42 protein-coding genes and 1 rRNA gene are annotated in these 25,186 nt (G+C 45.4%); 41 read left to right on the forward strand and 2 right to left on the reverse strand.

The window, feature by feature from the left end; genetic code table 11:
* Positions 1–36 precede the first annotated feature (36 nt).
* The 37 genes from rplC (at position 37) to AC1DOV_RS30750 (ending at position 21,235) form a co-directional block, all read left to right on the forward strand.
* Positions 37–660: a 50S ribosomal protein L3 gene (rplC, locus tag AC1DOV_RS30570; RefSeq protein ID WP_076271429.1), complete on the forward strand. Its 624-nt coding sequence runs from the start codon at positions 37–39 to the stop codon at positions 658–660.
* Between the two features lie 28 nt (positions 661–688).
* A complete protein-coding gene (gene rplD, locus AC1DOV_RS30575; protein WP_053373899.1) occupies positions 689–1,312 on the forward strand; it encodes a 50S ribosomal protein L4 in 624 nt (207 codons plus the stop codon).
* Positions 1,312–1,605 (forward strand): 50S ribosomal protein L23, encoded by a 294-nt coding sequence (gene rplW / locus AC1DOV_RS30580; RefSeq protein WP_054025324.1) that lies wholly within the window; start codon positions 1,312–1,314, stop codon positions 1,603–1,605. Before rplD ends, rplW begins: the two co-directional genes overlap by 1 nt.
* Before the next feature lie 17 nt (positions 1,606–1,622).
* Positions 1,623–2,453 (forward strand): 50S ribosomal protein L2, encoded by an 831-nt coding sequence (rplB, locus tag AC1DOV_RS30585; RefSeq protein ID WP_076271428.1) that lies wholly within the window; start codon positions 1,623–1,625, stop codon positions 2,451–2,453.
* Positions 2,454–2,520: 67 nt separating this feature from the next.
* A complete protein-coding gene (gene rpsS, locus AC1DOV_RS30590; protein WP_053373902.1) occupies positions 2,521–2,802 on the forward strand; it encodes a 30S ribosomal protein S19 in 282 nt (93 codons plus the stop codon).
* A gap of 43 nt (positions 2,803–2,845) precedes the next feature.
* Positions 2,846–3,181, forward strand: a complete 336-nt coding sequence (gene rplV, locus AC1DOV_RS30595) for a 50S ribosomal protein L22 (RefSeq protein WP_076271427.1) — start codon at positions 2,846–2,848, stop codon at positions 3,179–3,181.
* Positions 3,182–3,194: 13 nt separating this feature from the next.
* Positions 3,195–3,857, forward strand: coding sequence for a 30S ribosomal protein S3 (gene rpsC / locus AC1DOV_RS30600; RefSeq protein ID WP_054025321.1), 663 nt, complete (start codon positions 3,195–3,197; stop codon positions 3,855–3,857).
* Between the two features lie 2 nt (positions 3,858–3,859).
* Complete coding sequence (gene rplP, locus AC1DOV_RS30605; RefSeq protein WP_028609647.1) at positions 3,860–4,294, forward strand: 50S ribosomal protein L16; 435 nt, start codon at positions 3,860–3,862, stop codon at positions 4,292–4,294.
* Entirely contained in the window at positions 4,284–4,484 is a 201-nt protein-coding gene (rpmC, locus tag AC1DOV_RS30610; RefSeq protein ID WP_053373905.1) for a 50S ribosomal protein L29, read from the forward strand. Before rplP ends, rpmC begins: the two co-directional genes overlap by 11 nt.
* A 50-nt stretch (positions 4,485–4,534) precedes the next feature.
* The gene (gene rpsQ / locus AC1DOV_RS30615; protein WP_076271426.1) at positions 4,535–4,798 is read left to right on the forward strand and encodes a 30S ribosomal protein S17; all 264 of its coding nucleotides are present in this window, start codon (positions 4,535–4,537) and stop codon (positions 4,796–4,798) included.
* A gap of 47 nt (positions 4,799–4,845) precedes the next feature.
* Complete coding sequence (gene rplN, locus AC1DOV_RS30620) at positions 4,846–5,214, forward strand: 50S ribosomal protein L14 (protein WP_076271425.1); 369 nt, start codon at positions 4,846–4,848, stop codon at positions 5,212–5,214.
* 46 nt (positions 5,215–5,260) lie between these two features.
* Positions 5,261–5,614, forward strand: a complete 354-nt coding sequence (gene rplX, locus AC1DOV_RS30625; RefSeq protein WP_076271424.1) for a 50S ribosomal protein L24 — start codon at positions 5,261–5,263, stop codon at positions 5,612–5,614.
* 31 nt (positions 5,615–5,645) lie between these two features.
* Positions 5,646–6,188, forward strand: coding sequence for a 50S ribosomal protein L5 (gene rplE / locus AC1DOV_RS30630; protein ID WP_053373908.1), 543 nt, complete (start codon positions 5,646–5,648; stop codon positions 6,186–6,188).
* A 26-nt stretch (positions 6,189–6,214) separates the two neighbouring features.
* Positions 6,215–6,400: a type Z 30S ribosomal protein S14 gene (locus AC1DOV_RS30635; protein ID WP_054025317.1), complete on the forward strand. Its 186-nt coding sequence runs from the start codon at positions 6,215–6,217 to the stop codon at positions 6,398–6,400.
* 30 nt (positions 6,401–6,430) lie between these two features.
* On the forward strand, positions 6,431–6,829 hold the full coding sequence (gene rpsH / locus AC1DOV_RS30640) for a 30S ribosomal protein S8 (protein WP_053373909.1): 399 nt from the start codon (positions 6,431–6,433) through the stop codon (positions 6,827–6,829).
* A 31-nt stretch (positions 6,830–6,860) separates the two neighbouring features.
* Positions 6,861–7,403: a 50S ribosomal protein L6 gene (rplF, locus tag AC1DOV_RS30645; RefSeq protein ID WP_076271423.1), complete on the forward strand. Its 543-nt coding sequence runs from the start codon at positions 6,861–6,863 to the stop codon at positions 7,401–7,403.
* A 60-nt stretch (positions 7,404–7,463) separates the two neighbouring features.
* Positions 7,464–7,832: a 50S ribosomal protein L18 gene (rplR, locus tag AC1DOV_RS30650; RefSeq protein ID WP_054025315.1), complete on the forward strand. Its 369-nt coding sequence runs from the start codon at positions 7,464–7,466 to the stop codon at positions 7,830–7,832.
* Positions 7,833–7,862: 30 nt separating this feature from the next.
* The gene (gene rpsE / locus AC1DOV_RS30655; protein ID WP_054025314.1) at positions 7,863–8,360 is read left to right on the forward strand and encodes a 30S ribosomal protein S5; all 498 of its coding nucleotides are present in this window, start codon (positions 7,863–7,865) and stop codon (positions 8,358–8,360) included.
* 13 nt (positions 8,361–8,373) lie between these two features.
* Positions 8,374–8,559: a 50S ribosomal protein L30 gene (rpmD, locus tag AC1DOV_RS30660; RefSeq protein ID WP_076271422.1), complete on the forward strand. Its 186-nt coding sequence runs from the start codon at positions 8,374–8,376 to the stop codon at positions 8,557–8,559.
* Positions 8,560–8,598: 39 nt separating this feature from the next.
* Positions 8,599–9,039, forward strand: coding sequence for a 50S ribosomal protein L15 (gene rplO / locus AC1DOV_RS30665; protein ID WP_053373914.1), 441 nt, complete (start codon positions 8,599–8,601; stop codon positions 9,037–9,039).
* Positions 9,040–10,341 (forward strand): preprotein translocase subunit SecY, encoded by a 1,302-nt coding sequence (gene secY, locus AC1DOV_RS30670; RefSeq protein ID WP_076271421.1) that lies wholly within the window; start codon positions 9,040–9,042, stop codon positions 10,339–10,341.
* 91 nt (positions 10,342–10,432) lie between these two features.
* Entirely contained in the window at positions 10,433–11,083 is a 651-nt protein-coding gene (locus AC1DOV_RS30675) for an adenylate kinase (RefSeq protein ID WP_076271420.1), read from the forward strand.
* Positions 11,083–11,841, forward strand: a complete 759-nt coding sequence (map, locus tag AC1DOV_RS30680) for a type I methionyl aminopeptidase (RefSeq protein WP_339205286.1) — start codon at positions 11,083–11,085, stop codon at positions 11,839–11,841. Before AC1DOV_RS30675 ends, map begins: the two co-directional genes overlap by 1 nt.
* A gap of 7 nt (positions 11,842–11,848) precedes the next feature.
* Positions 11,849–12,130 carry a KOW domain-containing RNA-binding protein gene (locus tag AC1DOV_RS30685; protein WP_144376900.1) on the forward strand — a complete coding sequence of 94 codons (282 nt, stop codon included), beginning with the start codon at positions 11,849–11,851 and terminating at the stop codon, positions 12,128–12,130.
* Between the two features lie 3 nt (positions 12,131–12,133).
* Positions 12,134–12,349, forward strand: a complete 216-nt coding sequence (gene infA, locus AC1DOV_RS30690; RefSeq protein ID WP_053373919.1) for a translation initiation factor IF-1 — start codon at positions 12,134–12,136, stop codon at positions 12,347–12,349.
* Between the two features lie 44 nt (positions 12,350–12,393).
* Positions 12,394–12,507 carry a 50S ribosomal protein L36 gene (gene rpmJ / locus AC1DOV_RS30695; protein WP_003333770.1) on the forward strand — a complete coding sequence of 38 codons (114 nt, stop codon included), beginning with the start codon at positions 12,394–12,396 and terminating at the stop codon, positions 12,505–12,507.
* A gap of 19 nt (positions 12,508–12,526) precedes the next feature.
* Complete coding sequence (rpsM, locus tag AC1DOV_RS30700; RefSeq protein ID WP_054025308.1) at positions 12,527–12,895, forward strand: 30S ribosomal protein S13; 369 nt, start codon at positions 12,527–12,529, stop codon at positions 12,893–12,895.
* 19 nt (positions 12,896–12,914) lie between these two features.
* Positions 12,915–13,310 carry a 30S ribosomal protein S11 gene (rpsK, locus tag AC1DOV_RS30705; RefSeq protein ID WP_054025307.1) on the forward strand — a complete coding sequence of 132 codons (396 nt, stop codon included), beginning with the start codon at positions 12,915–12,917 and terminating at the stop codon, positions 13,308–13,310.
* 126 nt (positions 13,311–13,436) lie between these two features.
* Positions 13,437–14,381: a DNA-directed RNA polymerase subunit alpha gene (locus tag AC1DOV_RS30710; protein WP_053373922.1), complete on the forward strand. Its 945-nt coding sequence runs from the start codon at positions 13,437–13,439 to the stop codon at positions 14,379–14,381.
* 44 nt (positions 14,382–14,425) lie between these two features.
* Positions 14,426–14,791, forward strand: coding sequence for a 50S ribosomal protein L17 (gene rplQ / locus AC1DOV_RS30715; RefSeq protein WP_076271417.1), 366 nt, complete (start codon positions 14,426–14,428; stop codon positions 14,789–14,791).
* 351 nt (positions 14,792–15,142) lie between these two features.
* A complete protein-coding gene (truA, locus tag AC1DOV_RS30720) occupies positions 15,143–15,895 on the forward strand; it encodes a tRNA pseudouridine(38-40) synthase TruA (RefSeq protein WP_054025305.1) in 753 nt (250 codons plus the stop codon).
* Positions 15,896–16,077: 182 nt separating this feature from the next.
* A complete protein-coding gene (rplM, locus tag AC1DOV_RS30725; protein ID WP_054025304.1) occupies positions 16,078–16,515 on the forward strand; it encodes a 50S ribosomal protein L13 in 438 nt (145 codons plus the stop codon).
* Positions 16,516–16,535: 20 nt separating this feature from the next.
* Positions 16,536–16,928, forward strand: coding sequence for a 30S ribosomal protein S9 (gene rpsI / locus AC1DOV_RS30730; protein WP_054025303.1), 393 nt, complete (start codon positions 16,536–16,538; stop codon positions 16,926–16,928).
* Between the two features lie 266 nt (positions 16,929–17,194).
* Positions 17,195–17,890, forward strand: coding sequence for a phosphoadenylyl-sulfate reductase (locus AC1DOV_RS30735; RefSeq protein WP_076271416.1), 696 nt, complete (start codon positions 17,195–17,197; stop codon positions 17,888–17,890).
* A gap of 25 nt (positions 17,891–17,915) precedes the next feature.
* Positions 17,916–19,082 (forward strand): sulfate adenylyltransferase, encoded by a 1,167-nt coding sequence (sat, locus tag AC1DOV_RS30740; RefSeq protein WP_441885667.1) that lies wholly within the window; start codon positions 17,916–17,918, stop codon positions 19,080–19,082.
* A gap of 129 nt (positions 19,083–19,211) precedes the next feature.
* The gene (gene cwlD / locus AC1DOV_RS30745) at positions 19,212–20,000 is read left to right on the forward strand and encodes an N-acetylmuramoyl-L-alanine amidase CwlD (RefSeq protein ID WP_076271459.1); all 789 of its coding nucleotides are present in this window, start codon (positions 19,212–19,214) and stop codon (positions 19,998–20,000) included.
* A gap of 113 nt (positions 20,001–20,113) precedes the next feature.
* Positions 20,114–21,235, forward strand: coding sequence for a P-loop NTPase (locus tag AC1DOV_RS30750; protein WP_076271414.1), 1,122 nt, complete (start codon positions 20,114–20,116; stop codon positions 21,233–21,235).
* Positions 21,236–21,350: 115 nt separating this feature from the next.
* Here the strand turns inward: AC1DOV_RS30750 and gerD are convergent, their stop codons facing one another.
* A complete protein-coding gene (gerD, locus tag AC1DOV_RS30755) occupies positions 21,351–22,055 on the reverse strand; it encodes a spore germination lipoprotein GerD (protein WP_076271413.1) in 705 nt (234 codons plus the stop codon).
* 185 nt (positions 22,056–22,240) lie between these two features.
* On the opposite strand from gerD, the gene AC1DOV_RS30760 reads away from it, so the two are divergent.
* Positions 22,241–22,864 carry a KinB-signaling pathway activation protein gene (locus AC1DOV_RS30760; protein WP_441885678.1) on the forward strand — a complete coding sequence of 208 codons (624 nt, stop codon included), beginning with the start codon at positions 22,241–22,243 and terminating at the stop codon, positions 22,862–22,864.
* 1 nt (position 22,865) lies between these two features.
* Here AC1DOV_RS30760 and pdaB read toward each other — a convergent pair whose 3' ends face one another.
* Positions 22,866–23,675: a polysaccharide deacetylase family sporulation protein PdaB gene (gene pdaB / locus AC1DOV_RS30765; protein ID WP_076271411.1), complete on the reverse strand. Its 810-nt coding sequence runs from the start codon at positions 23,673–23,675 to the stop codon at positions 22,866–22,868.
* 205 nt (positions 23,676–23,880) lie between these two features.
* On the opposite strand from pdaB, the gene AC1DOV_RS30770 reads away from it, so the two are divergent.
* From AC1DOV_RS30770 to AC1DOV_RS30780, 3 genes are all read left to right on the forward strand, one after another.
* A complete protein-coding gene (locus AC1DOV_RS30770) occupies positions 23,881–24,507 on the forward strand; it encodes a stage II sporulation protein M (RefSeq protein ID WP_430058125.1) in 627 nt (208 codons plus the stop codon).
* Positions 24,508–24,634: 127 nt separating this feature from the next.
* A complete protein-coding gene (locus tag AC1DOV_RS30775) occupies positions 24,635–24,856 on the forward strand; it encodes a hypothetical protein (RefSeq protein ID WP_053373934.1) in 222 nt (73 codons plus the stop codon).
* 207 nt (positions 24,857–25,063) lie between these two features.
* A 16S ribosomal RNA gene (locus tag AC1DOV_RS30780) occupies positions 25,064–25,186 on the forward strand; the annotation flags it as partial.

The raw sequence follows: 25,186 nt of genomic DNA on the forward strand, positions 1-25,186 counted from the left end.
GCATATGCGATTATAGAAAGGAAATGAGGTGTCAACATGAAAGGTATCTTAGGAAAAAAACTTGGTATGACTCAAGTGTTTACTGCTGAAGGTAATGTCGTTCCTGTAACGGTTATCGAAGCTGGACCTTGCGTAGTACTTCAAAAGAAAGACCAAGAAAACGATGGCTACGAAGCAGTTCAATTCGGTTTCTCCGATAAGAAGGAGAGCAGATCGAACAAGCCAGAAGCTGGTCACGCTAAAAAAGCTAACACAACACCTAAGCGCTACGTTCGTGAAATTCGCGGAATTAATCTAGGTGATTATGAAGTTGGCCAAGAAGTTAAAGCTGACCTATTCACAGAAGGCGAATTCGTTGACGTAACAGGTATTTCAAAAGGTAAAGGCTTTGCCGGCGTTATCAAACGTTGGGGACAAAGCACGGGTCCTATGTCTCACGGTTCCCGTTACCACCGTGGACCAGGTTCGATGGGTTCTATCCAAGCGAACCGTGTACCGAAAGGCAAACGCCTTCCAGGACATATGGGTCACGAAACAATTACGATTCAAAAACTTGAAGTTATCCGTGTAGATGTAGAACGTAACGTTCTTCTAATAAAAGGTTCGATTCCGGGCCCGAAAAACGGATTCGTAAAAGTTAAGCAAACTGTTAAGAAATAATTGATCTTAAAGAAAGGAGGAACAGGAAATGCCAAAAGTAACAGTATATAACGTGAGTGGCGCGCAAGTGGGCGAACTTGAACTGGCTGAAACGGTTTTCGGAATTCAACCAAATGTTCACGTTTTGCACAGTGCTGTTGTTAATCAACAAGCATCTGAACGCTTCGGCAATCACAAAACTAAAGGACGCTCCGAAGTACGTGGTGGCGGTCGTAAACCTTGGAAACAAAAAGGTACTGGCCGTGCTCGTCAAGGTAGTATTCGCTCCCCGCAATGGGTTGGCGGCGGTGTGGTTTTCGGACCTACTCCACGCTCTTATGGCTTCAAACTTCCTAAGAAAGTTCGTCGTCTAGCGATTAAATCGGCATTGTCTTCGAAAGTGATTGCAAACGAGATTATCGTTTTGGATCAACTGACATTTGCAGCTCCTAAGACGAAAGAATTCGCAGCAATTCTAAGCAACCTTAAAGTTGGCCGCAAAGCTCTTGTAGTAACGGCTAATTATGAAGATAACGTAGCATTGTCTGCTCGTAACATCCCAGGTGTGAAGTTCGTTGCAGCTGACGGCATCAATGTTCTGGATGTTTTGGTGCATGACAACCTTATCATCACTAAAGAAGCAGTAGAGAAAGTACAGGAGGTGCTTGCGTAATGAAAAATCCACGCGATATTATCAAGCGCCCGGTTATCACGGAACGTACGAGCGATTACATGGTTGATAAAAAGTATGTTTTCGAAGTTGATCTTCGTTCAAACAAAACTGAAATCAAACTTGCGATTGAATCAATCTTTAAAGTAAAAGTAACCGGCGTTAACACAATGCGTGTTGCGGGTAAACCGAAACGTTATGGTAAACATAGCGGATACAGACCGGATTGGAAAAAAGCCATCGTTCAATTGAGCGCTGATAGCAAAGAACTTGAATTCTTTGAAACGTCTGTTTAGAAAAGGAGGAAATCAAAGTGCCTATTAAAAAGTACAAACCGACCTCTCCTGCACGTCGTAACATGTCGGTCTCGACTTTCGAAGAGATCACGACAAGTACACCGGAGAAATCGTTGCTTGCTCCACTTTTCAAAAAAGCTGGACGCAACAACCAAGGTAAAATTACGGTTCGTCACCATGGCGGCGGACACAAACGTAAATACCGTATCATCGACTTCAAACGTACTAAAGACGGTATCGTTGGTAACGTAGCTACGATCGAGTATGATCCAAACCGTTCTTCCAACATCGCTTTGATCCATTATGTTGATGGTGCAAAAGCATATATCATCGCTCCTAAAGGTTTGAAAGTTGGAGATCAAGTGGTATCTGGAGTAGGCTCTGATATTAAACCCGGCAATGCAATGCCGCTTGTTAATATCCCTGTCGGTACAGTTATCCACAACATCGAATTAAAACCAGGCAAAGGCGGACAACTTGTTCGTGCAGCTGGTACTAGTGCTCAACTTCTTGGTAAAGAAGAAAACTATGTATCCGTTCGTTTGTCTTCAGGTGAAGTTCGTCGTATCTTGAACACTTGCCGTGCAACAATTGGTTCTGTTGGTAACGAAGATCACGAACTCGTGAAAATCGGTAAAGCCGGCCGTAACCGTTGGTTAGGCAATCGTCCAACTGTACGTGGTGTTGTCATGAACCCTAACGATCACCCACACGGTGGTGGTGAAGGCCGTGCTCCAATCGGACGTAAATCTCCGTTGTCACCATGGGGTAAACCAACTCTTGGTTACAAAACACGTAAGAAGAAAAAAGCATCAAGCCAATACATTATTCGTCGTCGCACGAAATAATAGCTGCTTGATAAAAACCGCGTGATACGAAAGTATCGCTACCGCTTATTTGAAGGGAGGAACACAAATGGGTCGCAGTTTAAAGAAAGGTCCGTTTATTGACGGATACCTGCTTAAAAAAGTCGAGGTATTGAACGAAGCTGAGAAAAAGGTCGTTATCAAAACCTGGTCCCGCCGCTCGACCATTTTCCCACAATTCATAGGTCACACGTTTGCGGTATATGACGGACGCAAGCACGTGCCTGTATATGTAACGGAAGATATGGTTGGACACAAGCTTGGTGAATTTGCACCAACTCGTACGTATAAAGGCCATGCCGGTGAAGACAAAAAAACGGGCAGACGTTAATTTGCCCTTAAACATCTCTAACTGAACGAGAGGAGGTTCCTACATGCCAGAAGCTAAAGCGCACGCTAAATATATTCGTATTGCACCTCGTAAAGCACAGCTTGTTGCGGATTTGATTCGCGGTAAACAAGTTGGCGAAGCAATCGCGATTTTGCGTCACACGCCTAAGTCTGCATCCCCAATTTTGGAGAAGCTGTTGAACTCTGCGATTGCTAACGCTGAGCATAACTACCAGCTTGACGTGAACAAATTGGTTATCTCGCAAGCCTTTGTTAACCAAGGGCCAACGATGAAACGTTTCCGTCCACGTGCGATGGGTCGCGCAAGCCGGATCAATAAAAGAACCAGCCACATTACCTTGGTGGTATCTGAAAAATAAGGAGGGAATACGTGTGGGTCAAAAGGTAAATCCAATAGGCTTCCGGGTCGGTGTTATCCGTGATTGGGAGTCCAAATGGTTCGCTGGCAAAGATTTCGGCGATCTTCTTATGGAAGACGTTAAAATCCGTGAATATTTGAAAAACAAGCTGAAAGACGCAGCAGTTTCTCACATCGAGATCGAACGTGCAGCTAACCGCGTGAACGTTACGATTCAAACCGCAAAACCAGGTATGGTTATTGGTAAAGGCGGTTCAGAGGTAGAAAACCTACGTACTGAGCTTGGTAAAATTTCTAAAGGCAAAAAAGTTCACATCAACATTTCTGAAATCAAACATGCAGATCTTGACGCTATTCTTGTAGCTGAAAGCATTGCACAACAACTTGAGCGTCGTGTATCTTTCCGTCGCGCATTGAAGCAAGCAATTCAACGCTCCATGCGTTCAGGTGCTAAAGGGATCAAAACCGCAGTTAGCGGTCGTCTCGGTGGCGCGGAAATCGCACGTTCGGAAGGCTACAGCGAAGGAACAGTACCACTTCATACACTACGTGCAGATATCGATTATGGCACGGCTGAAGCGGCTACAACATACGGCCGTATCGGCGTTAAAGTATGGATCTATCGCGGCGAAGTCCTTCCGATTAAGAAGAAAGCTCCCCAGGAAGGAGGCAACTAATCATGTTGGTACCTAAACGTGTCAAACACCGCAAACAACAACGCGGTCATATGAAGGGTCGCGCTAAAGGCGGCACTACAGTAGCATTCGGTGAATTCGGTCTACAAGCTCTAGAACCATCATGGATCACAAACCGTCAGATTGAAGCGGCTCGTATCGCTATGACTCGCTACATCAAACGTGGCGGTAAAGTTTGGATCAAGATTTTCCCTGCAAAACCTATTACTCAAAAGCCTCTTGAAGTGCGTATGGGTAGTGGTAAAGGTAACGTTGAGAAATGGGTAGCCGTAGTTAAACCAGGTAAAATCCTGTTTGAACTTGCTGGTGTATCCGAAGAAACCGCTCGTGAAGCGATGCGTCTTGCGGCTCATAAATTGCCAATCAAGACTAAATTCGTGAAGCGTGAAGAAGTGGGTGGTGAAGCAAATGAAAGCTAGTGAATTTAGAAACCTAACCTCTGCTGAGCTTGAACAACAGGTCGCTGGTTTTAAAGAAGAGCTTTTCAATCTTCGTTTCCAACTGGCTACTGGCCAATTGGATAACCCGACTCGGATCCGTGATGTGCGTAAAGGAATCGCTCGTGCTAAAACGATTTTGCGTGAAAGAGAACTCGGAATTAGCAGCTAGTAAATCCCTTACATGAATGCATAATCATGGCTGAAGGAAGGAGGAAGAACATGAGCGAACGCAATGCCCGCAAAGTGTTAATTGGCAAAGTGGTAAGCGACAAGATGGATAAAACAATCGTAGTTGCTATTGAAACATATAAAAAACACGAATTGTACCATAAACGCATTAAAGTTACGAAAAAATTTAAGGCGCACGATGAAAATAACCAAGCGAAGATTGGCGACATCGTGAAAATCATGGAGACTCGTCCGCTATCGAAAGATAAGCGCTTCAGACTTGTGGAAGTTGTTGAAGTTGCTGTTATTATCTAATGAGCGTATGCAGTATCTGAGCATTTTTCCGAAAGGAGGACGTTGAAATGATTCAACCATTTTCGCGCTTAGCGGTTGCTGACAACTCTGGCGCAAAACAATTGATGTGTATCCGTGTACTTGGTGGAACGGGACGTCGCGTTGGACACATCGGCGATTTGATCGTTTGCTCAGTAAAACAAGCAACACCAGGCGGCGTTGTCAAAAAGGGTGACGTTGTTAAAGCGGTTATCGTTCGTACAAAACGTTCGGTTCGTCGTAAAGACGGTTCGTACATCGCATTTGACGAAAACGCAGCTGTTATCGTTAAAGAAGACAAAAGCCCACGTGGCACACGTATCTTTGGACCAGTTGCCCGTGAACTTCGCGATAGAGATTTCATGAAAATCGTATCGCTTGCTCCAGAAGTAATCTAACAACCTATATAAGCTTGAAAGCACAAGCGTGCAGGAGGTGTAACTCATGCCAAGGCTGAAAAAAGTACTCGAATCCCATAACAACAAATTGCACGTGAAAAAAGACGATACGGTTATCGTAATTACCGGTAAAGATAAAGGTAAGAAGGGCCGCGTTATCGCTGCATACCCGCGTGAAAATCGCGTTCTTGTAGAAGGTGTAAATACTGTTAAGAAACATACTCGTCCATCACAAGCTAACCCACAGGGCGGTATTATCGAACAAGAAGCACCAATTCACGTATCAAACGTTATGCATATCGATCCGAAGAGCGGTAAAGTAACACGTATCGGATACAAAGTGCTCGACAACGGCAAGAAAGTTCGGATCGCGAAACGTTCCGGAGAAGTAATCGACTAATCGTTACGGTAGGAAAGGAGGTCCATGATCAATGGCAGCAAGATTGAAAGGTCGTTTCTTAAACGAAATAACTCCTGCTCTTATGCAGAAGTTCAACTATACGTCTGTTATGCAAGTGCCGAAAATTGAGAAGGTAGTTATCAACATGGGGGTAGGCGAAGCGGTTTCCAATTCGAAAATCCTTGATGTAGCTGTTGAAGAACTACGTATCATTTCCGGTCAAAAACCAGTCGTTACTCGTGCGAAGAAGTCTATTGCAGGCTTTAAGCTTCGTGAGAACATGCCAATCGGGGTTAAAGTTACTTTGCGCGGTGAGCGTATGTACCATTTCCTTGATAAACTGTTCAACATTTCTCTTCCGCGTGTACGTGACTTCCGCGGTGTATCAAACAAAGCTTTTGATGGCCGCGGTAACTATACGCTTGGTTTGAAAGAGCAATTGATATTCCCAGAGATCGAGTACGACAAAGTCGATAAAGTGCGCGGTATGGACATCGTCATCGTCACGACGGCAAAAACGGACGAAGAATCTCGTGAACTGCTGACCCAAATGGGCATGCCGTTTACGAAGTAATCCACTTTTAGGAGGTGTAATACCCAGTGGCAAAAACTTCGATGAAAGTGAAGCAACAACGCACACCGAAATTTAAAGTGCGCGCGTATACGCGCTGTGAGCGTTGCGGCCGTCCGCATTCTGTTTTGCAAAAGTTTAAAGTTTGCCGGATTTGTTTCCGTGAGTTAGCACATAAGGGCCAGATTCCTGGCGTTAAAAAAGCAAGCTGGTAATCAGCCTAGTTTGGGAAGGAGGTTAACACAATGGTTATGTCTGATCCGGTTGCAGATATGTTGACGCGTATTCGTAACGCGAATGTCGTTCGTCACGAGACCGTGGAAATGCCCGCTTCGAAAATGAAGAAGCAAATCGCTGAGATTTTGAAGCGCGAGGGTTTTATCCGCGACGCTGAATATATCGAAGACAACAAACAAGGGATTATCCGTATTTTCTTGAAATACGGCCCTAACCAAGAACGCGTTATTACTGGCTTGAAACGTATTTCAAAACCAGGCCTTCGCGTTTATACACAATCAACTGAAATCCCTCGTGTACTCGGTGGACTTGGAATTGCAATTATTTCCACTTCCAAAGGGATTATGACTGATAAAGAAGCTCGCCAAGTTAAATCTGGCGGCGAAGTAGTTTGCTACGTTTGGTAAGTAACAAGTCACAAAGATAGGAGGTGTAACAATGTCCCGTATTGGTCGCAAACCAATCCAAGTGCCTAACGGCGTAACAATCAGCTTGGACAACACAGTTATTACTGTAAAAGGACCGAAAGGCTCACTTTCCCGTGAAATTCACAAAGATATGGTTGTGAATGTAACTGAAACTGAAATCCTAGTAGAACGTCCTTCCGATAATAAATTGCATCGCTCGTTGCACGGAACAACTCGCAGCATCATCGCTAACATGGTGAGCGGCGTTACTGAAGGCTTCTCCAAAAACTTGGAGCTAGTTGGCGTAGGTTACCGTGCAAGCAAAACTGGAGACAAAATCACACTTAACGTTGGTTACTCTCACCCAGTTGAGATCACTCCAGATAGCGGCATCGAGTTCGACGTTCCTGCGAACACTAAGATTACTGTTCGTGGTATCGATAAAGAACTAGTTGGCGCAACTGCAGCGAAAATTCGTTCCGTACGTGAACCAGAACCGTATAAAGGTAAAGGTATCAAGTATGAAGGCGAACGCATCATCCGTAAAGAAGGTAAAGCTGGTAAGAAAAAATAAGCAAACGGTTCGTTTGCTTAAGATAGCGTCTTAAGGCTGAAAGAAAGGAGTGAACTTTGTATGATTACGAAAGGCGACAAAAACAAGGCTCGTCTGAAAAGACACCTTCGTGTTCGTAAAAAAATTAACGGTACAGCTGCACGTCCGCGTCTATCTGTATTCCGTTCCTCCAAGCATATGTATGCTCAATTAATCGACGATGTTTCAGGAGTAACAATCGTTTCTGCATCCACACAGGATAAAGAATTGACTGAAGCAATTGGCAACGGTGGTAACATCGATGCAGCTAGCAAAGTCGGAGAATTGATTGCGAAACGCGCTCAAGCTAAGGGTGTAACCCAAGTAGTATTTGATCGCGGCGGTTACTTGTATCACGGCAGAATTCAGGCACTTGCTACAGCAGCTCGTGAAGCTGGCCTAGAATTCTAATCGACTTTATTTATAAGGAGGTTAAACGACTTGCGTGTAGATCCAAATACGTTAGAACTGACTGAAAAAGTTGTTAATATCAATCGCGTATCTAAAGTTGTAAAAGGCGGACGCCGTTTCAGCTTTAGTGCACTAGTAGTAGTCGGCGACGGTAAAGGCTACGTTGGCGCAGGGATCGGTAAAGCAGGCGAAGTACCTGATGCAATCCGCAAAGGTATTGAAGATGCTAAGAAAAACCTGATCCACGTACCAATCGTTGGCACGACTATTCCCCATCTTGTACTCGGACATTTCGGTGCAGGTGAAGTTCTTTTGAAGCCAGCTTCAGAAGGTACTGGCGTTATCGCTGGCGGCCCAGTTCGTGCAGTTCTTGAACTTGCTGGTGTCGGCGACATCTTGACGAAATCGCTAGGTTCTTCGAACTCCATGAATATGGTTAATGCAACGCTTGAAGGTCTTTCCCGTCTTAAACGCGTGGAAGAAGTTGCTAAGCTTCGTGGAAAAACAGTCGAAGAGCTGTTACGCTAAGGAGGGAAATAAGATGGCAAAATTGCAAATCACCCTCGTTCGCAGTTTAATCGGTCGCAACGAGAAACAACGTGCAACGGTTGAGTCTTTCGGTCTTAAGAAGATTCGTCAAGCAGTTGTTTTGAACGATAGCCCAGCTGTCCGCGGCATGGTTAACACTGTTAGTCACTTGGTAAAAGTTGAAGAAGTACAAGAATAGATAGCTGTTCTAAGAATTAAATAAGGAGGTGCACGAACGATGAAATTGCATGAGCTAGCACCAGCACCGGGCTCAACCCAAGCGCCAAAGCGCAAAGGTCGCGGTATCGGTTCCGGTAACGGTAAAACCGCCGGTAAAGGTCACAAAGGTCAAAACGCTCGTTCCGGCGGCGGCGTTCGTCCTGGTTTCGAGGGCGGACAAAATCCTTTGTATCGTCGAGTGCCGAAACGCGGATTTAATAACCCGTTCCGCAAAGAGTACGCAATTGTCAACATTGAAGAGCTAAATGCTTTTGCAGCAGGTACTGAAGTCACTCCAGAAGTTCTCATCGAGACTGGGATCGTTAAGAACCCGCTCGCAGGAATCAAAATTTTGGGTAATGGTGAAGTTAGCGTTACACTTACTGTTAAAGCAAACAAGTTCTCTCAATCTGCGGTAGAGAAAATCCAGGCTGCCGGCGGTAAAACCGAGGTGATCTAATTGTTCAAGACCGTGTCCAATATTTGGAAAGTGGCGGATCTTCGTACAAGGATCCTCTTCACCCTTTTCATCCTATTAATATACCGCATCGGTGCTTTTATTCCGGTACCTGATGTAAACAAAGATGTGTTTAAGCAAGTTAATACAGCCGGTTCGGAACTGTTCGGCTTGCTTAACACGTTTTCCGGCGGTGCTTTGTTCCAATTCTCTATCTTTGCAATCGGAATTACCCCATATATTACAGCGTCGATTATCGTACAGTTGTTGTCTATGGATGTTATCCCGAAATTTGCTGAGTGGGCAAAGGAAGGCGAGAACGGTAAACGTAAGCTCGCACAAATCACTCGTTATGGTACGATTGTTCTTGGTATGATCCAAGGTTTCGCAACAGCGATCGGCTTTAACCGTCAATACGGTTATGAAATGATCGTTGGCGCAACATTCGTTGATTACTTGCTTATCGCTATTATCTTGACAGCAGGTACTGCTTTCTTGATGTGGCTGGGTGAGCAAATTACGGAAAAAGGAATCGGAAATGGTATTTCCATTCTTATCTTTGCAGCAATCGCAGCTGGTATTCCTGGACACATTCGTACGATCGTCGAAGATCAGTTCGTAGGTGCTCAAGACCAACTGTTCCTGAACATTATCAAAATGGTACTGATTCTGATTGCGATTATCGCAATCATCGTCGGTGTTATATTCGTACAGCAAGGTATTCGTAAAATTCCTGTTCAATACGCAAAACGTGTTGTTGGACGGAAAATGTACGGCGGACAATCGACGCACATTCCGATGAAAGTGAACGGCGCAGGCGTTATTCCGGTCATTTTCGCGGTTTCACTCATCATGTTCCCGGTTACGATTGCTCAGTTTTGGTCCACTCAGGGTTGGGCAGACTGGATTATTAAGAATATGAGCTATGACCAGCCGCTTGGTATGGTATTGTACGTATTGTTAATCATCGGGTTTACCTTCTTCTACACTTTCGTTCAGATTAATCCGGTTCAAATGGCCGATCAAATGAAGAAAAATGGCGGATATATTCCAGGTATTCGTCCAGGAAAGCCAACTTCGTCTTACCTAACACGCGTTATGTCGCGTATTACGTTGACAGGTGCAATTTTCTTGGCCGTTATCTCAATCATTCCGGTATTCTTCGGGACACTTGCTGGATTACCTAAGTCAGTGCAGCTAGGTGGTACTTCATTACTAATCGTTATCGGTGTTGCACTTGATACGATGAAGCAAATCGAGAGCCAGTTGATCAAACGCCATTACAAAGGGTTTATCAATAAATAACAATAGGTTCTGACCGGGCTTCCGCGTTCGTCAACAGGCGCTCTGCGGCAGCCCGCCCGAGCCTATTGTGCTTAAAGCGAGGAACTCAGCAATGAACATTTTATTCATGGGCCCTCCGGGTGCCGGTAAAGGTACACAAGCTGAACGGATCGTAGAAGAGTTCGGTATTCCCCACATTTCCACTGGTGATGCATTCCGCCTCGCTATGAAACAAGGAACCGCACTTGGAATCAAAGCGAAAGAGTATGTCGATCAAGGCTTGCTCGTTCCCGATGAGATCACGAACGGCATTGTAAAGGAAAGACTTGAACAAGCCGATTGCAAAAATGGATTCTTGCTCGACGGGTTTCCTCGCACACTGCAGCAAGCAGAAGCACTTGATGTTATGCTTGCGGAGCTCGGACGCAGTATTGACCATGTTGTAAATTTAAAAGTTGATCGCAGCTTGCTGCTTGCTCGTTTGACGGGCAGACGCATATCGAAAACGACTGGTACGACTTATCATGTAATCTTTAATCCACCTAAGGTCGAAGGTATCTGCGACAAAGACGGCGGAGAATTGTATCAGCGTTCTGATGATACAGAGGAAAAGGTCGGAACTCGTTTGGATGAGTATACATCCAAAACCGCACCTCTACTCGATTACTACAGTGCTAAAGGTCTCCTTCGCGAAGTCGACGGCGAGAAGGACATTGATGTTGTAACATCAGACATCGTTTCCTGCTTGCGAGGTTCATTGTAATGATTATATGCAAATCCGAATCGGAGCTGCGTTATATGAGGGAAGCAGGACGCATTGTTGCGGAAACGCATCGATTGATGGCGCAGGCTGTGAAACCAGGCATCACTACTCGTGAGCTTGACCAAATCGCTGAAACGTACATTAAGAGTCAAAATGCGATTCCTTCCTTCAAAGGTTACAATGGTTTCCCTTCCAGCATTTGTGCTTCTGTGAATGATGAGCTGGTGCACGGCTTCCCTGGGTCACGCAAGTTGAACGAAGGCGATATAATTAGTATCGATATCGGTGCGCAATTTGAAGGCTATCACGGTGATTCAGCTTGGACCTATGCGGTAGGAGCTGTAACCCCTGAAGTTCAGAAGTTGCTCGATGTGACGGAAGCATCGCTTTATGCGGGGCTTGCGCTCGTCAAACCGGATATTAGGCTATATACAATTTCGCATGCTATTCAAAAGGTAATTGAAGATGCAGGATTCTCCGTAGTACGGGAATACGTAGGGCACGGAATCGGCGCGGACCTCCATGAGGAACCACAAATACCGAACTACGGCATACCAGATCGCGGACCTCGTCTGAAGACCGGAATGGTGCTTGCAATCGAACCAATGGTTAATATCGGTGAACGATATGTCCGGACGCTCGAAGACAATTGGACGGTTGTAACGGAAGACGGCTCATGGTGTGCTCATTTCGAGCATACAGTAGCTGTTACAGAGGACGGCTTTGAAATATTGACCATTTTGCCGCAGCAACCATAGTATGACGATGGAAGCTCGTCCCCAGATTGGTCAGTTCGTCAAAGTACTTCGCGGTAAAGATGAGGAAAGCTATGCTGTTATCCTAGCAATTGTTGATGAGCGATTCGTCATGATTGCCGATGGCCATAAGCGCCGATTCGATGGACCGAAGAAAAAGAACGTTCTGCATCTCGAGTTACAGCCTGCAATTAGTTCTGAGGTTTCAAGCAGTATGCAAGAGACCGGCAGGGTGACCAACGCAAAGTTACGTTATGCAATTCAGAAGTATTTAAATGCGAAAGGAGAATGACGGTTGGCTAAGGAAGACATCATTGAGGTCGAAGGTACGGTTATTGAACCGTTGCCGAATGCCACGTTCAAGGTGGAGCTGGAGAACGGTCATCAAATTCTCGCACATGTTTCCGGTAAGCTCAGAATGCACTTTATTCGCATCCTGACAGGAGACAAGGTGGTTATACAGTTATCGCCTTATGATTTATCAAAAGGGCGCATCACCTATCGTAAATAGGCTCAATTTGGGGCTTATTACGAAAGATTCGGGAGGTAATCACAATGAAGGTTAGACCTTCGGTAAAGCCGATCTGCGAAAAATGCAAAGTCATTCGTCGCAAAGGCAACGTTATGGTGATTTGTGAAAATCCGAAACACAAACAAAAACAAGGATAGAAGGAGGGGAATATAGCCTATGGCACGTATAGCTGGTGTAGACTTGCCGCGTGACAAACGCGTCGAAATCGCCCTGACATACATTTTCGGTATCGGCAAAACAACGTCGCAAAAACTTTTGAATACAGCTGAAGTTAGCTACGACACTCGTGTTCGTGACTTGACAGAAGACGAACTTGCTCGCCTTCGCGAAGCAATTGATAAATCTGTTAAAGTAGAAGGCGACTTGCGTCGTGAAATTTCACTTAACATTAAACGTCTGACTGAAATCGGATGCTACCGTGGACTTCGTCACCGTCGCGGCTTGCCTGTTCGCGGTCAACGTACTAAGACAAATGCACGTACGCGTAAAGGTCCTCGTCGGACTGTAGCTAACAAGAAGAAATAAGAAGGGAGGATAATGGACAATGGCTAAACCAAAAAAAGTCGTTCGTACAAAACGCCGCGACCGGAAGAATATTGAGACTGGCGTTGCGCACATTCGCTCGACATTCAACAATACGATCGTTACGATCACGGATCCTCACGGCAATGCAATTTCATGGGCAAGCTCTGGCAACATGGGCTTCAGAGGCTCACGTAAGAGCACGCCTTTCGCAGCGCAAATGGCTGCTGAAACAGCTGCTAAAGCTGCGATGGAGCATGGCATGAGAACTGTCGAAGTGATGGTAAAAGGACCAGGCGCTGGCCGCGAAGCTGCGATTCGTTCGCTTCAAGCTGCTGGATTGGAAGTTAACCTCATTAAAGACGTAACACCAGTTCCTCATAACGGATGCCGTCCTCCGAAACGTCGTCGCGTATAGTTGGATCTGATGTGGTATCAAATATCAACAACTTGTGAATAATGGTTGTGAAGGTTTGGCATACTACAAGGTTTGACTTAAAATAACGTAAGCTAACGGAGCGACGTTTGAAGGAGGGTACTATTAGTGATTGAGATCGAAAAGCCGAAAATCGAAACCGTAGAACTGAATGATGAAGGAACTTACGGACGTTTCGTCGTCGAGCCGCTTGAACGCGGATATGGCACGACGCTTGGGAATTCGCTTCGCCGAATTTTGTTGTCGTCGTTGCCGGGTGCAGCAGTAACTTCGGTTCAAATCGATGGAGTGCTTCACGAGTTCTCTACGGTTCCCGGAGTGATTGAGGATGTTACCGAAATCATTCTGAACCTGAAGGGCCTCTCGTTGAAAATCCACTCCGATGAAGAAAAGGTGTTGGAAATCGACGCGGATGGCGAAGGGAATATTACAGCGGGCGACATTCGAGCAGACAGCGATGTCGAGATTTTAAGCCCTGATCTTCACATCGCAACCTTGGCCTCCGGCGCGCGGCTCCATATGCGGGTATTTGCTAATCGGGGACGCGGTTACGTGCAAGCGGATCGCAACAAGAAAGACGAACAACCGATTGGTGTAATTCCTGTAGATTCGATTTACACGCCAATTACTCGTGTAAATTATAGCGTTGAAAATACGCGTGTTGGTCAAGTAACTAACTACGACAAGCTAACGCTTGAAGTATGGACTGACGGTAGTATTAGACCGGAAGAGGCTGTGAGCCTCGGCGCTAAAATTTTGACCGAGCATTTGGACTTGTTCGTTGGATTGACCGATGAAGCCAAAGACGCTGAAATAATGGTTGAGAAGGAAGAAGATAAGAAAGAGAAAGTTCTAGAGATGACGATCGAGGAACTTGATCTTTCCGTCCGTTCTTACAACTGCTTGAAACGCGCTGGAATCAACACGGTTCAAGAGCTAATTACGAAATCCGAAGAGGATATGATGAAGGTCCGTAACCTGGGCCGTAAATCCCTCGAGGAAGTTCAAGAGAAGCTTGAAGAGCTTGGTTTGGGCCTTCGCATGGAAGAGTAGTAACCAACTAGTGAAGACTTAAGAGCAAGGGAGGGGAAAACAAGATGGCATATCAAAAATTAGGACGTGACGCTAGTGCACGGAAAGCTTTGTTCCGTGACCTCGTTACTGACTTGTTCCTTTATGAGCGTATTCAAACGACTGAAGCTAAAGCGAAAGAAGTTCGTTCAATCGCTGAGAAGCTGATCACTAAAGCTAAGCAAGGTGATCTTCATGCTCGTCGTCAAGTAGCTGCTTATGTTCGTCGCGAAACTGTCGATGGTACACAAGACGCTATTCAAAAGCTATTCTCCGATCTAGCACCTCGCTATGCGGAGCGTGCAGGCGGCTACACGCGTATTCTAAAACTAGGACCCCGTCGCGGCGATGCTGCGCCTATGGTTTACCTAGAATTGGTTGACCGCGCGTAGGTTACCTAATAAATGAAATGTATAAGCTTGTCCACAGCGTTAAACCTTGTCCAAGCTTTATACGCGAGCGGTAAACGGCTTGTGCCTGCCAACGTGGGGGATGAGCTGCCAACGCAATAAAATATAAGTAAGTATTAGGGTCTCCCTATACTTCTTATATTTTAATGAAAAGGGTGGACCCTTGCGGCCACCTTTTTTTGTTTGAAAAGAATGATTTGTTATTCATGCCAGGGGCAATAGATGAGCTTGTGTGATACCTACAGGTGTCCATAAGGCTTAGCATCTTAGGTTCTCTTAGCAAGAGGGAATTTTGGACGTTTAGGTATCCCTATAGTTAAAGGGGGGGATAGGTTGAGGAATATATGCGTAAAGGTCAGTTATGACGGGGCAGGCTTCAACGGTTTTCAGACGCAGCCTTACGGCAGAACGGTTCAGGGTGAAATAGAGAAGGCCATTAAGAAGCTGACGGGCGAGACGACCATTATTATTGGCTCGGGTCGCACAGATGCGGGAGTGCATGCGCGGGGACAAATATTCAATTTCTATACGGAATCTACGATTCCGACAGAGAGATGGGCGATTGCGCTTAATACGCGGTTGCCGAAGGATATCGTCATTATTGAAGCATTCGATGTGCCAGAACATTTTCATGCAAGAAGATCCGCTAAGCGCAAAACGTATCGCTATACGATTGATACTGGTAAGTTTCCTGATGTATTTGGCCGACAATATCGCTTTCATCATCCGACGCCGCTTGATGTGGATGCGATGCGGGAAGGTCTCAGCTACCTAGTAGGTAAACATGACTTTACTTCCTTCACATCGATACATTCAACCAAGCCTCATCATATTCGTACGATCTATGAAGCAGATTTTGTTCAGGAAGGCCCAATCGTGCATATGTACGTGACAGGCAATGGTTTTCTGTACAATATGGTTCGAGTCATTATGGGAACTTTACTATGGGTTGGCGAAGGGAAGATGGCTTCATCGGAGATCAAAAACATCCTTGAGGGGCGAAATCGTTCGCTTGCTGGTCCTACGGCAATGCCGCATGGATTGATGTTGATGGATGTTGAATATTCCAGCGAAATACAGGGATAAATCACTATAAATTACTTGCACTTACTTATTCTTTATAGTAGAATATAACTTGTGCTTTCGAAGTGGCTAACCCACAGCCCCGACTGAGATTGTCACAAACTTGGCTATCAACAATGAACAAACAAATCAACGTTTACGTTGTTATAAAAACGATTAATGTATGAAATTAAGGAGGATCATCCATGCGTACCACTTATATGGCTAAATCAACTGAAGTTGATCGTAAATGGTTCGTCGTCGATGCGGAAGGCAAAACGCTAGGCCGCTTGGCGAGTGAAGTTGCTGCCCTGATCCGCGGCAAACACAAACCGACATTTACGCCACATGTTGATACAGGCGATTTCGTTGTTGTTATCAACGCTGAAAAAATCCATCTGACAGGTAAGAAAATGTCAGATAAAATTTACTACAGTCACTCCATGTACTCCGGCGGATTGAAATCCACTCCGGCTCAAGAGATGATTAAAAACAAGCCAGAACGCGTAATCGAACTGGCTGTACACGGCATGTTGCCTAAGAACCGTCTTGGTAACAAAATGAAGCTTAAACTTAAAGTATACGCAGGTGCTGAACATCCGCATCAAGCACAAAACCCTGAAGTTTACGAACTTCGCGGGTAATAAAGAGGAGGACAAGTTTCATGGCTCAAGTGCAATACTATGGAACCGGTCGTCGTAAACACTCTGTTGCACGTGTACGTCTTGTGCCGGGTGAAGGACGAATCATTATTAACAAACGCGACCTTAATGAATATTTTGGTCTAGAAACATTGAAGCTGATCGTAAAACAACCGCTTAACCTTACTGACACATTGTCTAACTACGATGTACTAGTAATTGCTAACGGCGGCGGTATGTCCGGTCAAGCAGGCGCTATCCGTCACGGTATTTCACGTGCTTTGCTTAAAGCAGACCCTGAATTCCGTCCGGCTCTAAAACGTGCTGGCTTCCTAACTCGTGATCCGCGTATGAAAGAGCGTAAAAAATACGGTCTTAAAGCGGCTCGTCGCGCTCCACAATTCTCGAAACGTTAATACTTCAAAATGTCTTCTCTGCTTGCCAGAGAGGGCATTTTTTTGTTTTAAGAAGAAAAGCTACAACCAATTTAGACTTTTTTACTGCTATTCACTTAAAAACACCTTTGCTGATCGGAAGACGCATAAGGTGTTTTTTGGTGCGTCCAATAAAATTTCAAACTTTATTTCATTTTGGTTAAAACTTATATTGAACATTTCACTTTTTGGACGTATAATTTTTATACAGAGCAATTTACTAGGAATTAAAAACGGAGGGCAAAATAATGAACCTTTTTGAAAAAGAAGCGCTTATCAAACAAAAGGAAGTTGAGCTCGAAAACGCAACACCGGAAGAAATTATTGCGTTTGCGGTAGAAACTTTCCCAAATATTACGTTTGCATGCAGCTTTGGTGCTGAAGATGTTGTGCTTGTTGATATGCTGCAGAAAATTAGCCCGAAAACGGACATTTTCTATTTAGATACGGATTACCATTTCAAAGAGACGTATGAGACTCGTGATTTGATGGCTAAGCGCTACCCAGGCATTCCATTCGTAGAAGTAAAGCCTGAAATTACACCTGAGGAGCAAGCTGCTCAGTTTGGCGAAGAGCTTTGGAAATCCGATGCGAACGCATGCTGCAACATTCGTAAAGTTAAACCATTAACCCAAATTCTTTCGAAATATGATGCTTGGATTACGGGTATTCGCCGCGATCAAGCACCTACTCGTGCGAATTCCAAAAAAATTGAGTACGACACAAAATTCGGGCTCGTTAAATTTAATCCAATCGCTCACTGGACATCCGAGGACGTATGGAACTATATTCGCGAGAATGATGTTATTTACAACCCATTGCATGATCAAAACTACCCGAGCATCGGTTGCGAGCAGTGCACGCGCAAAGTAATGCCTGGTGAAGATCCACGCGCTGGACGCTGGGCAGGTCAAGAAAAAACAGAATGCGGATTGCATAAATAAGCACTCTCGAGGAGGAGCAATATCAATGAGTCAAATTCTACCGCACGGCGGCGTACTCGTTAACCGTGTCGCTACGGGCGAACAACGTGAAGCATTACTAGCTGAAGCTGCTACCCTTAAATCGATTACGATCAACACTTGGGCTATATCTGACCTTGATTTGATCGCAGTTGGAGCATTTTCCCCACTTACTGGTTTTATGAACGAAGCTGATTACCAGTCCGTTGTGAAAGACATGCGTCTAGCAAATGGCACGGTATGGAGCATTCCTATTACGCTTGCTGTAGAAGAAGCGAAGGCAGCAGAGCTGTCCGCAGGAGAACGTGCAGCGCTAGTCGGTGAAGATGGCGTAACATACGCAATTATCAGCATTGATAGCATTTATTCGGTTGACCATAAAGTTGAAGCAGTGAATGTGTTCAAGACAGATGATTTGGAGCACCCAGGCGTTCAAAAGCTGTTCGAACGCTCTTCCATAAATGTAGGCGGAGAAATTACGGTGCTGAATCGTCCGCAGCCTGAGAAGTTTAACGAGTTTTATTTTGACCCAGCGGAAACGCGTCGTTTATTTGCAGAAAAGGGCTGGAAAACCGTAGTTGGCTTCCAAACTCGCAATCCGGTTCACCGCGCGCATGAATACATTCAAAAAACAGCAATGGAAATTGTTGATGCGCTTTTCCTCAATCCGCTCGTTGGTGAAACGAAATCGGACGATGTTCCTGCGAATGTACGGATGAAGAGCTATCTTGCACTGCTTGACAACTATTATCCGAAGGATCGTGTATTCCTTGGCGTATTCCCGGCAGCTATGCGTTACGCTGGGCCTCGTGAGGCGATCTTCCATGCTCTTGTTCGTAAAAACTATGGCTGCTCGCATTTTATTGTTGGACGCGATCATGCCGGTGTAGGCGACTACTATGGAACATACGAAGCTCAGGATCTGCTCAAAACGATTCCAGTAGAGGATCTAGGCATTACTCCACTTTATTTCGAGCACAGCTTCTTCTGCAAAGAGTGCGGCAACATGGCTACTTCAAAAACTTGCCCTCATGACAAGGAGCATCATTTGACGCTTTCGGGTACGAAGGTACGCGCATTGCTGCGCGATGGCATTTGCCCGCCGCCTGAGTTCTCCCGTCCTGAGGTTGCTAAAATACTGATTGAAGGCATGTCTGAGCAGCCAGTAGTTTAATTAACCGAATAACTTAAGGTTTGTCTCATAAACGACCATCTCGTCCCATATAAATGAATGTGTGCATTTGGCTAGATTAAGCTGTTTGCTGCTGTGTATTCATTTGATGGAAAACGGGGTGGTTTTTTTATGCGCCGAATTGATCGGCATGTTGTCATTTGGTTGACGTATAAGGGCTTAATTCGCATCAGTATCGGATTGCTGGTTATTGCACTAACGGGCATATTGCTTACACAATCGATGCCTTCAAAAAAAGCATGGTCTTATTGGACGCTGCCTTTGTCGGGCAAGACTATAGCCATTGACGCCGGGCATGGCGGGGCAGACGGCGGTGCGGTCAGTAAGCAGGGCATTATCGAAAAGGATTTAAACTTAGCGATTGCGCTGTATTTGCGCGATTATTTGCAGCAGGCTGGAGCGGTCGTTGTTATGACAAGGGAAGGGGATTACGATCTTGCAACAGGGGATTCAAGAGCCTATAGCAAGCGCAAGACAGAGGATTTAAAGAAGCGAGTGTCCCTTATTAAAAATAGCAATCCTGCCGCAGTCATAAGCATACATATGAACAGTATCCCTTCAGCTAAGTGGACGGGTGCACAAACCTTTTTTCATCCGGACAATCACCCAGACAATCGGATTCTCGCAACCTTCATACAAGATGAGATTAAACGCAATTTAGAAAACACGACAAGAGTTGCCGCTACCGTGAAGGATGTTTATGTGCTGAAGGCAATCGAGAACATTCCGACGGCACTCGTTGAGGTGGGCTTTCTATCTAACCCTGGGGAATCACAGCGACTTGCGGATACGGAGTACCAAAGATCAGTAGCTGCCTCCATCTATGAGGGTATTCTAAGATATACTGCAGGGGAGAAGCTGAGCGGAAGCGTGCTGCAAGACGAGGTAACCGACAAGTAAGAAACCTTTCGCCGAAAATGAAGCAAAGGTGCACCCTATGACTTGGTTCATGGGCTTACTGTGTTATACTAACTATTATATAGTTTTAATTATATAAAGGTGGGACACAACCTATGTTGACACGAGAGCAAGTTATAGAGGCCGTCGAAATCGTGACGGCACAGCATAAAGCGGATGGGGTTACCATCCGCGATGTAATGGTTCGGGACCGTCAAGTTTCGATGACGGTCCTTGGGTCTGGCGCGGCAATGGAGCCCGCGCTGGAAGCCTCGCTCCGCGAGGCGCTGGCGCGCCTGGGCGCCGAAACCGTGCATTTCCGGTTTCGGGCCGAGGCAGCGCCTGCCGCAGGCGCAGGCGCGTCTACGCCGCCGCCAGCGGCAGCTGCAGCACCGGCTGCGGCTAGCGCCGGTGCTGGCAAATCTAGCGGCCCAGCGCCCGTTCAGGGGCACGGGGCCGGCTTAGCTAACCCGCTGCTGGATCCTGCCAGCGGGGTGCAGTTCATCGCCGTCGCGAGCGGTAAGGGCGGCGTCGGCAAATCGACAGTGACCGTCAACTTGGCGGTCGCTTTAGCCCGCAGGGGCAAGCGCGTCGGCATCATCGATGCGGATATCTACGGCTTCAGCGTGCCGGATATGATGGGGATCGAAGAGCGCCCGGATGTTGTGAATGAACGGGTCATCCCTATTGAGAAGTTTGGTGTTAAGGTGATGTCCATGGGCTTCTTCGTAGAGGACAACAGCCCAATCGTGTGGCGCGGACCGATGCTTGGCAAAATGCTGCGCAACTTCTTCCAAGAGATTGAATGGGGCGAGCTTGACTACCTGCTGCTAGACCTTCCGCCGGGTACGGGAGATGTGGCGCTTGATGTTCATCAGATTATTCCGCAAAGCAAAGAAATTATCGTAACTACCCCGCATGCTACAGCAGCATTCGTTGCAGCTAGGGCAGGCGCAATGGCGATTAAGACAGAACACGAAATTATTGGAATCGTTGAGAATATGTCCTATTTCGAATCTAAAGTTACCGGCGAGAGAGAATATGTATTTGGCCGCGGTGGCGGCGCACGCCTCGCAGAGACGCTTCATTCAGATCTGCTTGCTCAAATTCCATTGGGGGCGCCAGACAATCATGTATCTGAGCCTGACTTTGCACCGTCGGTATACAAAGCCGATACTGAAACAGGGAAGATGTACTTGGAGCTTGCAGACAGCGTATTAGCGAAATGCGGCAAATAGTCAAATAACAAAAGCCCGAACCATTGTCTAAGGCAGCTAATCCTTGCTGCCATGCGGACAACCTGTTCGGGCTTTTTTGAATTCATTTTATGCAGTGAAAACAATACTTCTACCGCTACATAGCCGAATCGCCGCCTTGTTCATCACCGCCGCCTGAATCGTCCCCGCCGCCGCCTTCCTCATCGGATTTTTGCTCACCGCCCGATTCTTCTTTCTTTTTATCTACTTTCTGGTCTGGGCTTGGTTTAAGCTCTTCTTGTACCGCTTTTTTCATCAGATCAAGCACTTCAAGTCGAAACAATGGATTTTGCATCGCATCCTGCATAAGGGACATCACTTCCTTGCGGTATTGCGTACTTTGCAGCACCTCAAGAATCATCTTGTCCATTTCAGGGTTTTTAAGCACCTTAATTAAATCAGCTTGATAGGAGGGGTCCTTTATTAGTTCTTTATGGATTTGTTTATTTTGCTTATTAACGGATTTGGCAAATTCCCCCGCGAAACGTGGATCAACCATAAGCTTTTTGATTACCTTGTCGTACTGAGGAGAAATAAGGACATCCTTAACCGCTAAGCGAACCTCCTCCTGATCCTGCACAGACAGCAGCTTAGAGGTTTGGCCACTATAACCGGAAATTTGCTGTGATGACTCCTGCAGTGCTTTTTGGGCATCCTCCGTTTTGAGGATATCAATAACCATCGTTTTTAAATCCTTGTAGCTGACCTGCTCATTACTACCTCCAGAGGACTCGGCGCCACAGCCTGATAAAACAAATAACATGGCTGAAATAACCGAAAATAAAGCAAAGCTCTTACGCATGATTCGCAAGCTCCTTCCTATGTCATTGCTGCTGCATACCGTTTGGATAAACAAATCGTTCGAAAAGTGATGGATCGTATAGTTATTATGTACAAAGTTCACCGGATTATCATGGACAGACTTTAGCTTTTTATTGTGAACGTGGTAAAATAAAGGGTAATGTGGATAACAGGAGGATAATGAACGTGAATTTAAAAAAGTGGTTCTTTTTATTTTGGAGCGGCATGGTAGTAGGCGGGCTTGCCTGCGTAATTACCGGTGCGTTGATGGCTTGGGTAGATCCGGAGTTTGGGTTCTTAGGCTTTAAAGCTGTCGGCTTTAATGCATTAATGATGGGTTTGGTCGGTTTAATGATTGGAGCATTTAGCCAAATGGGCTTTTTCGCTTATTTAACGTTAAACTACATCGCTCTTAGCGTATTCGGCAAAAAATATTTATGGAATGCGCTGCAAGGCTATACGACGTTATTCGCAGCAATAGGGCTGGGGTATATGTTGTATGAGCAGCGCCTGAACAACTGGTTTTTCTGGACATTGCCGCTTACCCTGCTTCTATTATCTGTTGCAGTATCATGGTTCAAGGTTAAGCAAACGAACAAAACCGCTTTTGTGCCAACCATGTTTTTGATGTTCTTCATTACATTCATTGAGTCTTGGCCTGCGCTGCAAGGTGAAACGAACGTATCTGCTATTGTATTTATGATGGTTCCTTTATTCGTCTGCAATGCATACCAAATTATGATGATGCACCGTTTGGTCAAAAAAGAAACAACCGACTCAGCAGCGATTGCTGCGAAGCCGGTCGTTTAACTTAATATTCTAGTTCAGCAGCATTAATTTGCGGGAATGTAGAGGATGTCTTGTCCTGCACCGCTTTGCCGTCAACCTCAGTTTGTGTGATGAGGTCGGTTACCGTAACAAACTCATAGCCTTTTTCACGCAGCTGATCAATAACGATCGGAAGCGCCTCATGTGTCTGCTTTACGGAATCACTCGCATGGAACAAAATGATGTCGCCAGGATGAGCACGCGTTACGACCCGATTAATAATTTTGTCGGTGCCGATGTTCATCCAGTCGAGTGAATCCGTATCCCACTGAATTACCTTATATTGCAGCTCTTCAGCAATGCGCAGTACCCGCTTGTCAAAATCTCCGTTAGGAAGTCGGATCAATTTCGGTTGTTTTCCCGTTACGTCGGATAAAATGGTGTGTGCAGTCGTAATTTGTTTGCGAATTTCTTCATCGCTAAGCTTGCTGTAATTATCATGCTTGTGACCATGGCTGCCTATTTCATAACCAGCCTCTTGAATCTTTCTGACGATCTCGGGATGGGACTGGCTCCATGGTGAAGATAAGAAGAAGGTAGCCTGCTTAATGTTTTTCTCTTTTAGCACATTAAGAATGGGTTCCGTGCGTTTATCGCCCCAACTAATGTCAAAGGTAAGAGCAACAACCTTTTTATCAGTGGGTACGCTGTAGATTGCAGCCGGCTGCTGCGGAGCAAAGACGGTGATGTTGTCACGTTCGGCATAAATGATGCCAATGGAAAATACGACAGCGATAGCAATTAAGAAATACCTTTTCAACTTTCGGCCATTCAGTACATAAAAAACGTTCATTGGGAAGGGCACTCCTCTCTAATGGAAGCTTGTACAAAGATAAGAAAGTATAAATCCGATCTTTATACTTCACTTATCCTTAATTGCGAAACGAGTATTTGCCTTGAGCGAAGGCTGCCGTCGTTTACGCTTGTAGTACAATCTATGCTCGTACTACAGAGATATTCATCCATCTTGCGAACTTACAAGCTGCGGAGGGGATAAAATGTTTAAATGGCGTTTGATTTGGGAGCATTTTAAGCAAATGAATCCCTATATAGCGTTTGGATCCATATTATTTTTAGCAGGCATGGTTATCGGAGGCACGAACCCGGCGTTCAGAGCTTTTCTTGATGAACAGCTGAAGGGGCTAGGACAGCTCGCTGAAATGATCGATGATTCCAAAAATCCAACGTTAACGATGATGATTTTCATTTTTTTGAATAATGCGGTCAAATCGATACTGGTTATGTACTTAGGTGCTTTGTTTGGGGTATTGCCTTTCTTTTTCTTAGTTGTAAATGGAATGATGATCGGTTATTTACTGAAAACGACAGCTGAGCTTCATGGCGGCGGGTATGTGATGGAGCTTATTGTTAAAGGTTTGCTGCCGCACGGAATTCTGGAAATTCCCGCGATTATTATTGCATGTGCTTATGGCATGCGTTTTGGAGTACTCATCTTCAAAGCGGTCGGATCACTTGTATTTGCAAGATCTAAGACAGGGAATATAAGCCGAGAGCTTGAAAGCTTCGTTGTTCGTACCGTTCCTGTCATGGTTATTTTGACGATTACACTGCTTATTGCGGCGGTAATTGAAAGTACAATTACATTATGGTTGTTACAGATGTAATAATTTTTCCAATATTTGAGCATAACAGTAAAGCAGTGTCGAAACGCATTTGCGTGAGATGTTGCTTTTTTGTTCGTTAAAGGACGATCAAGTTGCGCTTTTCAACTTAAGGAGGTCACTCACGGCTATGCTCGGAATACTATTCAACGATAAAGAATGCAAAGAACTCGACTACGTCCTTCGCAAAGAGCTGGATGAAATGCTGCTCGACTTGAATGATTCAAGATTAGATGGTGATATTAAGCAAGCGATAACCAGAAGATATAAGATCATCTTCCGTATGTACGCACGTATCGCCTCCCCGAAAGAGCTATCGCGTTATGCATTAAATGCGCGTTCTTATCGATAAAATCAAGTTTTAAAACTTTTTTTAAAAAAGGGGTTGCATTTAATTGGGCCCCTGTGATATATTATTTCTTGTCGCCGCTGAGACACACGCGGTTGACACGAAAGAATGAATTGTTCTTTGAAAACTGAACAACGAGTAAAAACTGCCTTGCAAATCCTTCGGGATGAGCAAATATAGCGATAAAAGTWATGAGCAAGTCAAACAACCAATTTGGAGAGTTTGATCCTGGCTCAGGACGAACGCTGGCGGCGTGCCTAATACATGCAAGTCGAGCGGAGTTGATGAGGTGCTTGCACCTCTGATACTTAGCGGCGGACGGGTGAGTAACAC

Source organism: Paenibacillus sp. 01T47 (assembly GCF_056398245.1).

Excerpts from the sequence above, each read along its gene's own strand:
- rplC (WP_076271429.1), top strand. The coding sequence starts at position 37 with ATGAAAGGTATCTTAGGAAAAAAACTTGGTATGACTCAAGTGTTTACT.
- rplD (WP_053373899.1), top strand. The coding sequence starts at position 689 with ATGCCAAAAGTAACAGTATATAACGTGAGTGGCGCGCAAGTGGGCGAA.
- rplW (WP_054025324.1), top strand. The coding sequence starts at position 1,312 with ATGAAAAATCCACGCGATATTATCAAGCGCCCGGTTATCACGGAACGT.
- rpsS (WP_053373902.1), top strand. The coding sequence starts at position 2,521 with ATGGGTCGCAGTTTAAAGAAAGGTCCGTTTATTGACGGATACCTGCTT.
- rplV (WP_076271427.1), top strand. The coding sequence starts at position 2,846 with ATGCCAGAAGCTAAAGCGCACGCTAAATATATTCGTATTGCACCTCGT.
- rplP (WP_028609647.1), top strand. The coding sequence starts at position 3,860 with ATGTTGGTACCTAAACGTGTCAAACACCGCAAACAACAACGCGGTCAT.
- rpmC (WP_053373905.1), top strand. The coding sequence starts at position 4,284 with ATGAAAGCTAGTGAATTTAGAAACCTAACCTCTGCTGAGCTTGAACAA.
- rpsQ (WP_076271426.1), top strand. The coding sequence starts at position 4,535 with ATGAGCGAACGCAATGCCCGCAAAGTGTTAATTGGCAAAGTGGTAAGC.
- rplN (WP_076271425.1), top strand. The coding sequence starts at position 4,846 with ATGATTCAACCATTTTCGCGCTTAGCGGTTGCTGACAACTCTGGCGCA.
- rplX (WP_076271424.1), top strand. The coding sequence starts at position 5,261 with ATGCCAAGGCTGAAAAAAGTACTCGAATCCCATAACAACAAATTGCAC.
- rplE (WP_053373908.1), top strand. The coding sequence starts at position 5,646 with ATGGCAGCAAGATTGAAAGGTCGTTTCTTAAACGAAATAACTCCTGCT.
- rpsH (WP_053373909.1), top strand. The coding sequence starts at position 6,431 with ATGGTTATGTCTGATCCGGTTGCAGATATGTTGACGCGTATTCGTAAC.
- rplF (WP_076271423.1), top strand. The coding sequence starts at position 6,861 with ATGTCCCGTATTGGTCGCAAACCAATCCAAGTGCCTAACGGCGTAACA.
- rplR (WP_054025315.1), top strand. The coding sequence starts at position 7,464 with ATGATTACGAAAGGCGACAAAAACAAGGCTCGTCTGAAAAGACACCTT.
- rpmD (WP_076271422.1), top strand. The coding sequence starts at position 8,374 with ATGGCAAAATTGCAAATCACCCTCGTTCGCAGTTTAATCGGTCGCAAC.
- rplO (WP_053373914.1), top strand. The coding sequence starts at position 8,599 with ATGAAATTGCATGAGCTAGCACCAGCACCGGGCTCAACCCAAGCGCCA.
- AC1DOV_RS30675 (WP_076271420.1), top strand. The coding sequence starts at position 10,433 with ATGAACATTTTATTCATGGGCCCTCCGGGTGCCGGTAAAGGTACACAA.
- map (WP_339205286.1), top strand. The coding sequence starts at position 11,083 with ATGATTATATGCAAATCCGAATCGGAGCTGCGTTATATGAGGGAAGCA.
- AC1DOV_RS30685 (WP_144376900.1), top strand. The coding sequence starts at position 11,849 with ATGGAAGCTCGTCCCCAGATTGGTCAGTTCGTCAAAGTACTTCGCGGT.
- rpmJ (WP_003333770.1), top strand. The coding sequence starts at position 12,394 with ATGAAGGTTAGACCTTCGGTAAAGCCGATCTGCGAAAAATGCAAAGTC.
- rpsM (WP_054025308.1), top strand. The coding sequence starts at position 12,527 with ATGGCACGTATAGCTGGTGTAGACTTGCCGCGTGACAAACGCGTCGAA.
- rpsK (WP_054025307.1), top strand. The coding sequence starts at position 12,915 with ATGGCTAAACCAAAAAAAGTCGTTCGTACAAAACGCCGCGACCGGAAG.
- rplQ (WP_076271417.1), top strand. The coding sequence starts at position 14,426 with ATGGCATATCAAAAATTAGGACGTGACGCTAGTGCACGGAAAGCTTTG.
- rplM (WP_054025304.1), top strand. The coding sequence starts at position 16,078 with ATGCGTACCACTTATATGGCTAAATCAACTGAAGTTGATCGTAAATGG.
- rpsI (WP_054025303.1), top strand. The coding sequence starts at position 16,536 with ATGGCTCAAGTGCAATACTATGGAACCGGTCGTCGTAAACACTCTGTT.
- AC1DOV_RS30735 (WP_076271416.1), top strand. The coding sequence starts at position 17,195 with ATGAACCTTTTTGAAAAAGAAGCGCTTATCAAACAAAAGGAAGTTGAG.
- sat (WP_441885667.1), top strand. The coding sequence starts at position 17,916 with ATGAGTCAAATTCTACCGCACGGCGGCGTACTCGTTAACCGTGTCGCT.
- cwlD (WP_076271459.1), top strand. The coding sequence starts at position 19,212 with ATGCGCCGAATTGATCGGCATGTTGTCATTTGGTTGACGTATAAGGGC.
- AC1DOV_RS30750 (WP_076271414.1), top strand. The coding sequence starts at position 20,114 with ATGTTGACACGAGAGCAAGTTATAGAGGCCGTCGAAATCGTGACGGCA.
- gerD (WP_076271413.1), bottom strand. The coding sequence starts at position 22,055 with ATGCGTAAGAGCTTTGCTTTATTTTCGGTTATTTCAGCCATGTTATTT.
- pdaB (WP_076271411.1), bottom strand. The coding sequence starts at position 23,675 with ATGAACGTTTTTTATGTACTGAATGGCCGAAAGTTGAAAAGGTATTTC.
- AC1DOV_RS30770 (WP_430058125.1), top strand. The coding sequence starts at position 23,881 with ATGTTTAAATGGCGTTTGATTTGGGAGCATTTTAAGCAAATGAATCCC.
- AC1DOV_RS30775 (WP_053373934.1), top strand. The coding sequence starts at position 24,635 with ATGCTCGGAATACTATTCAACGATAAAGAATGCAAAGAACTCGACTAC.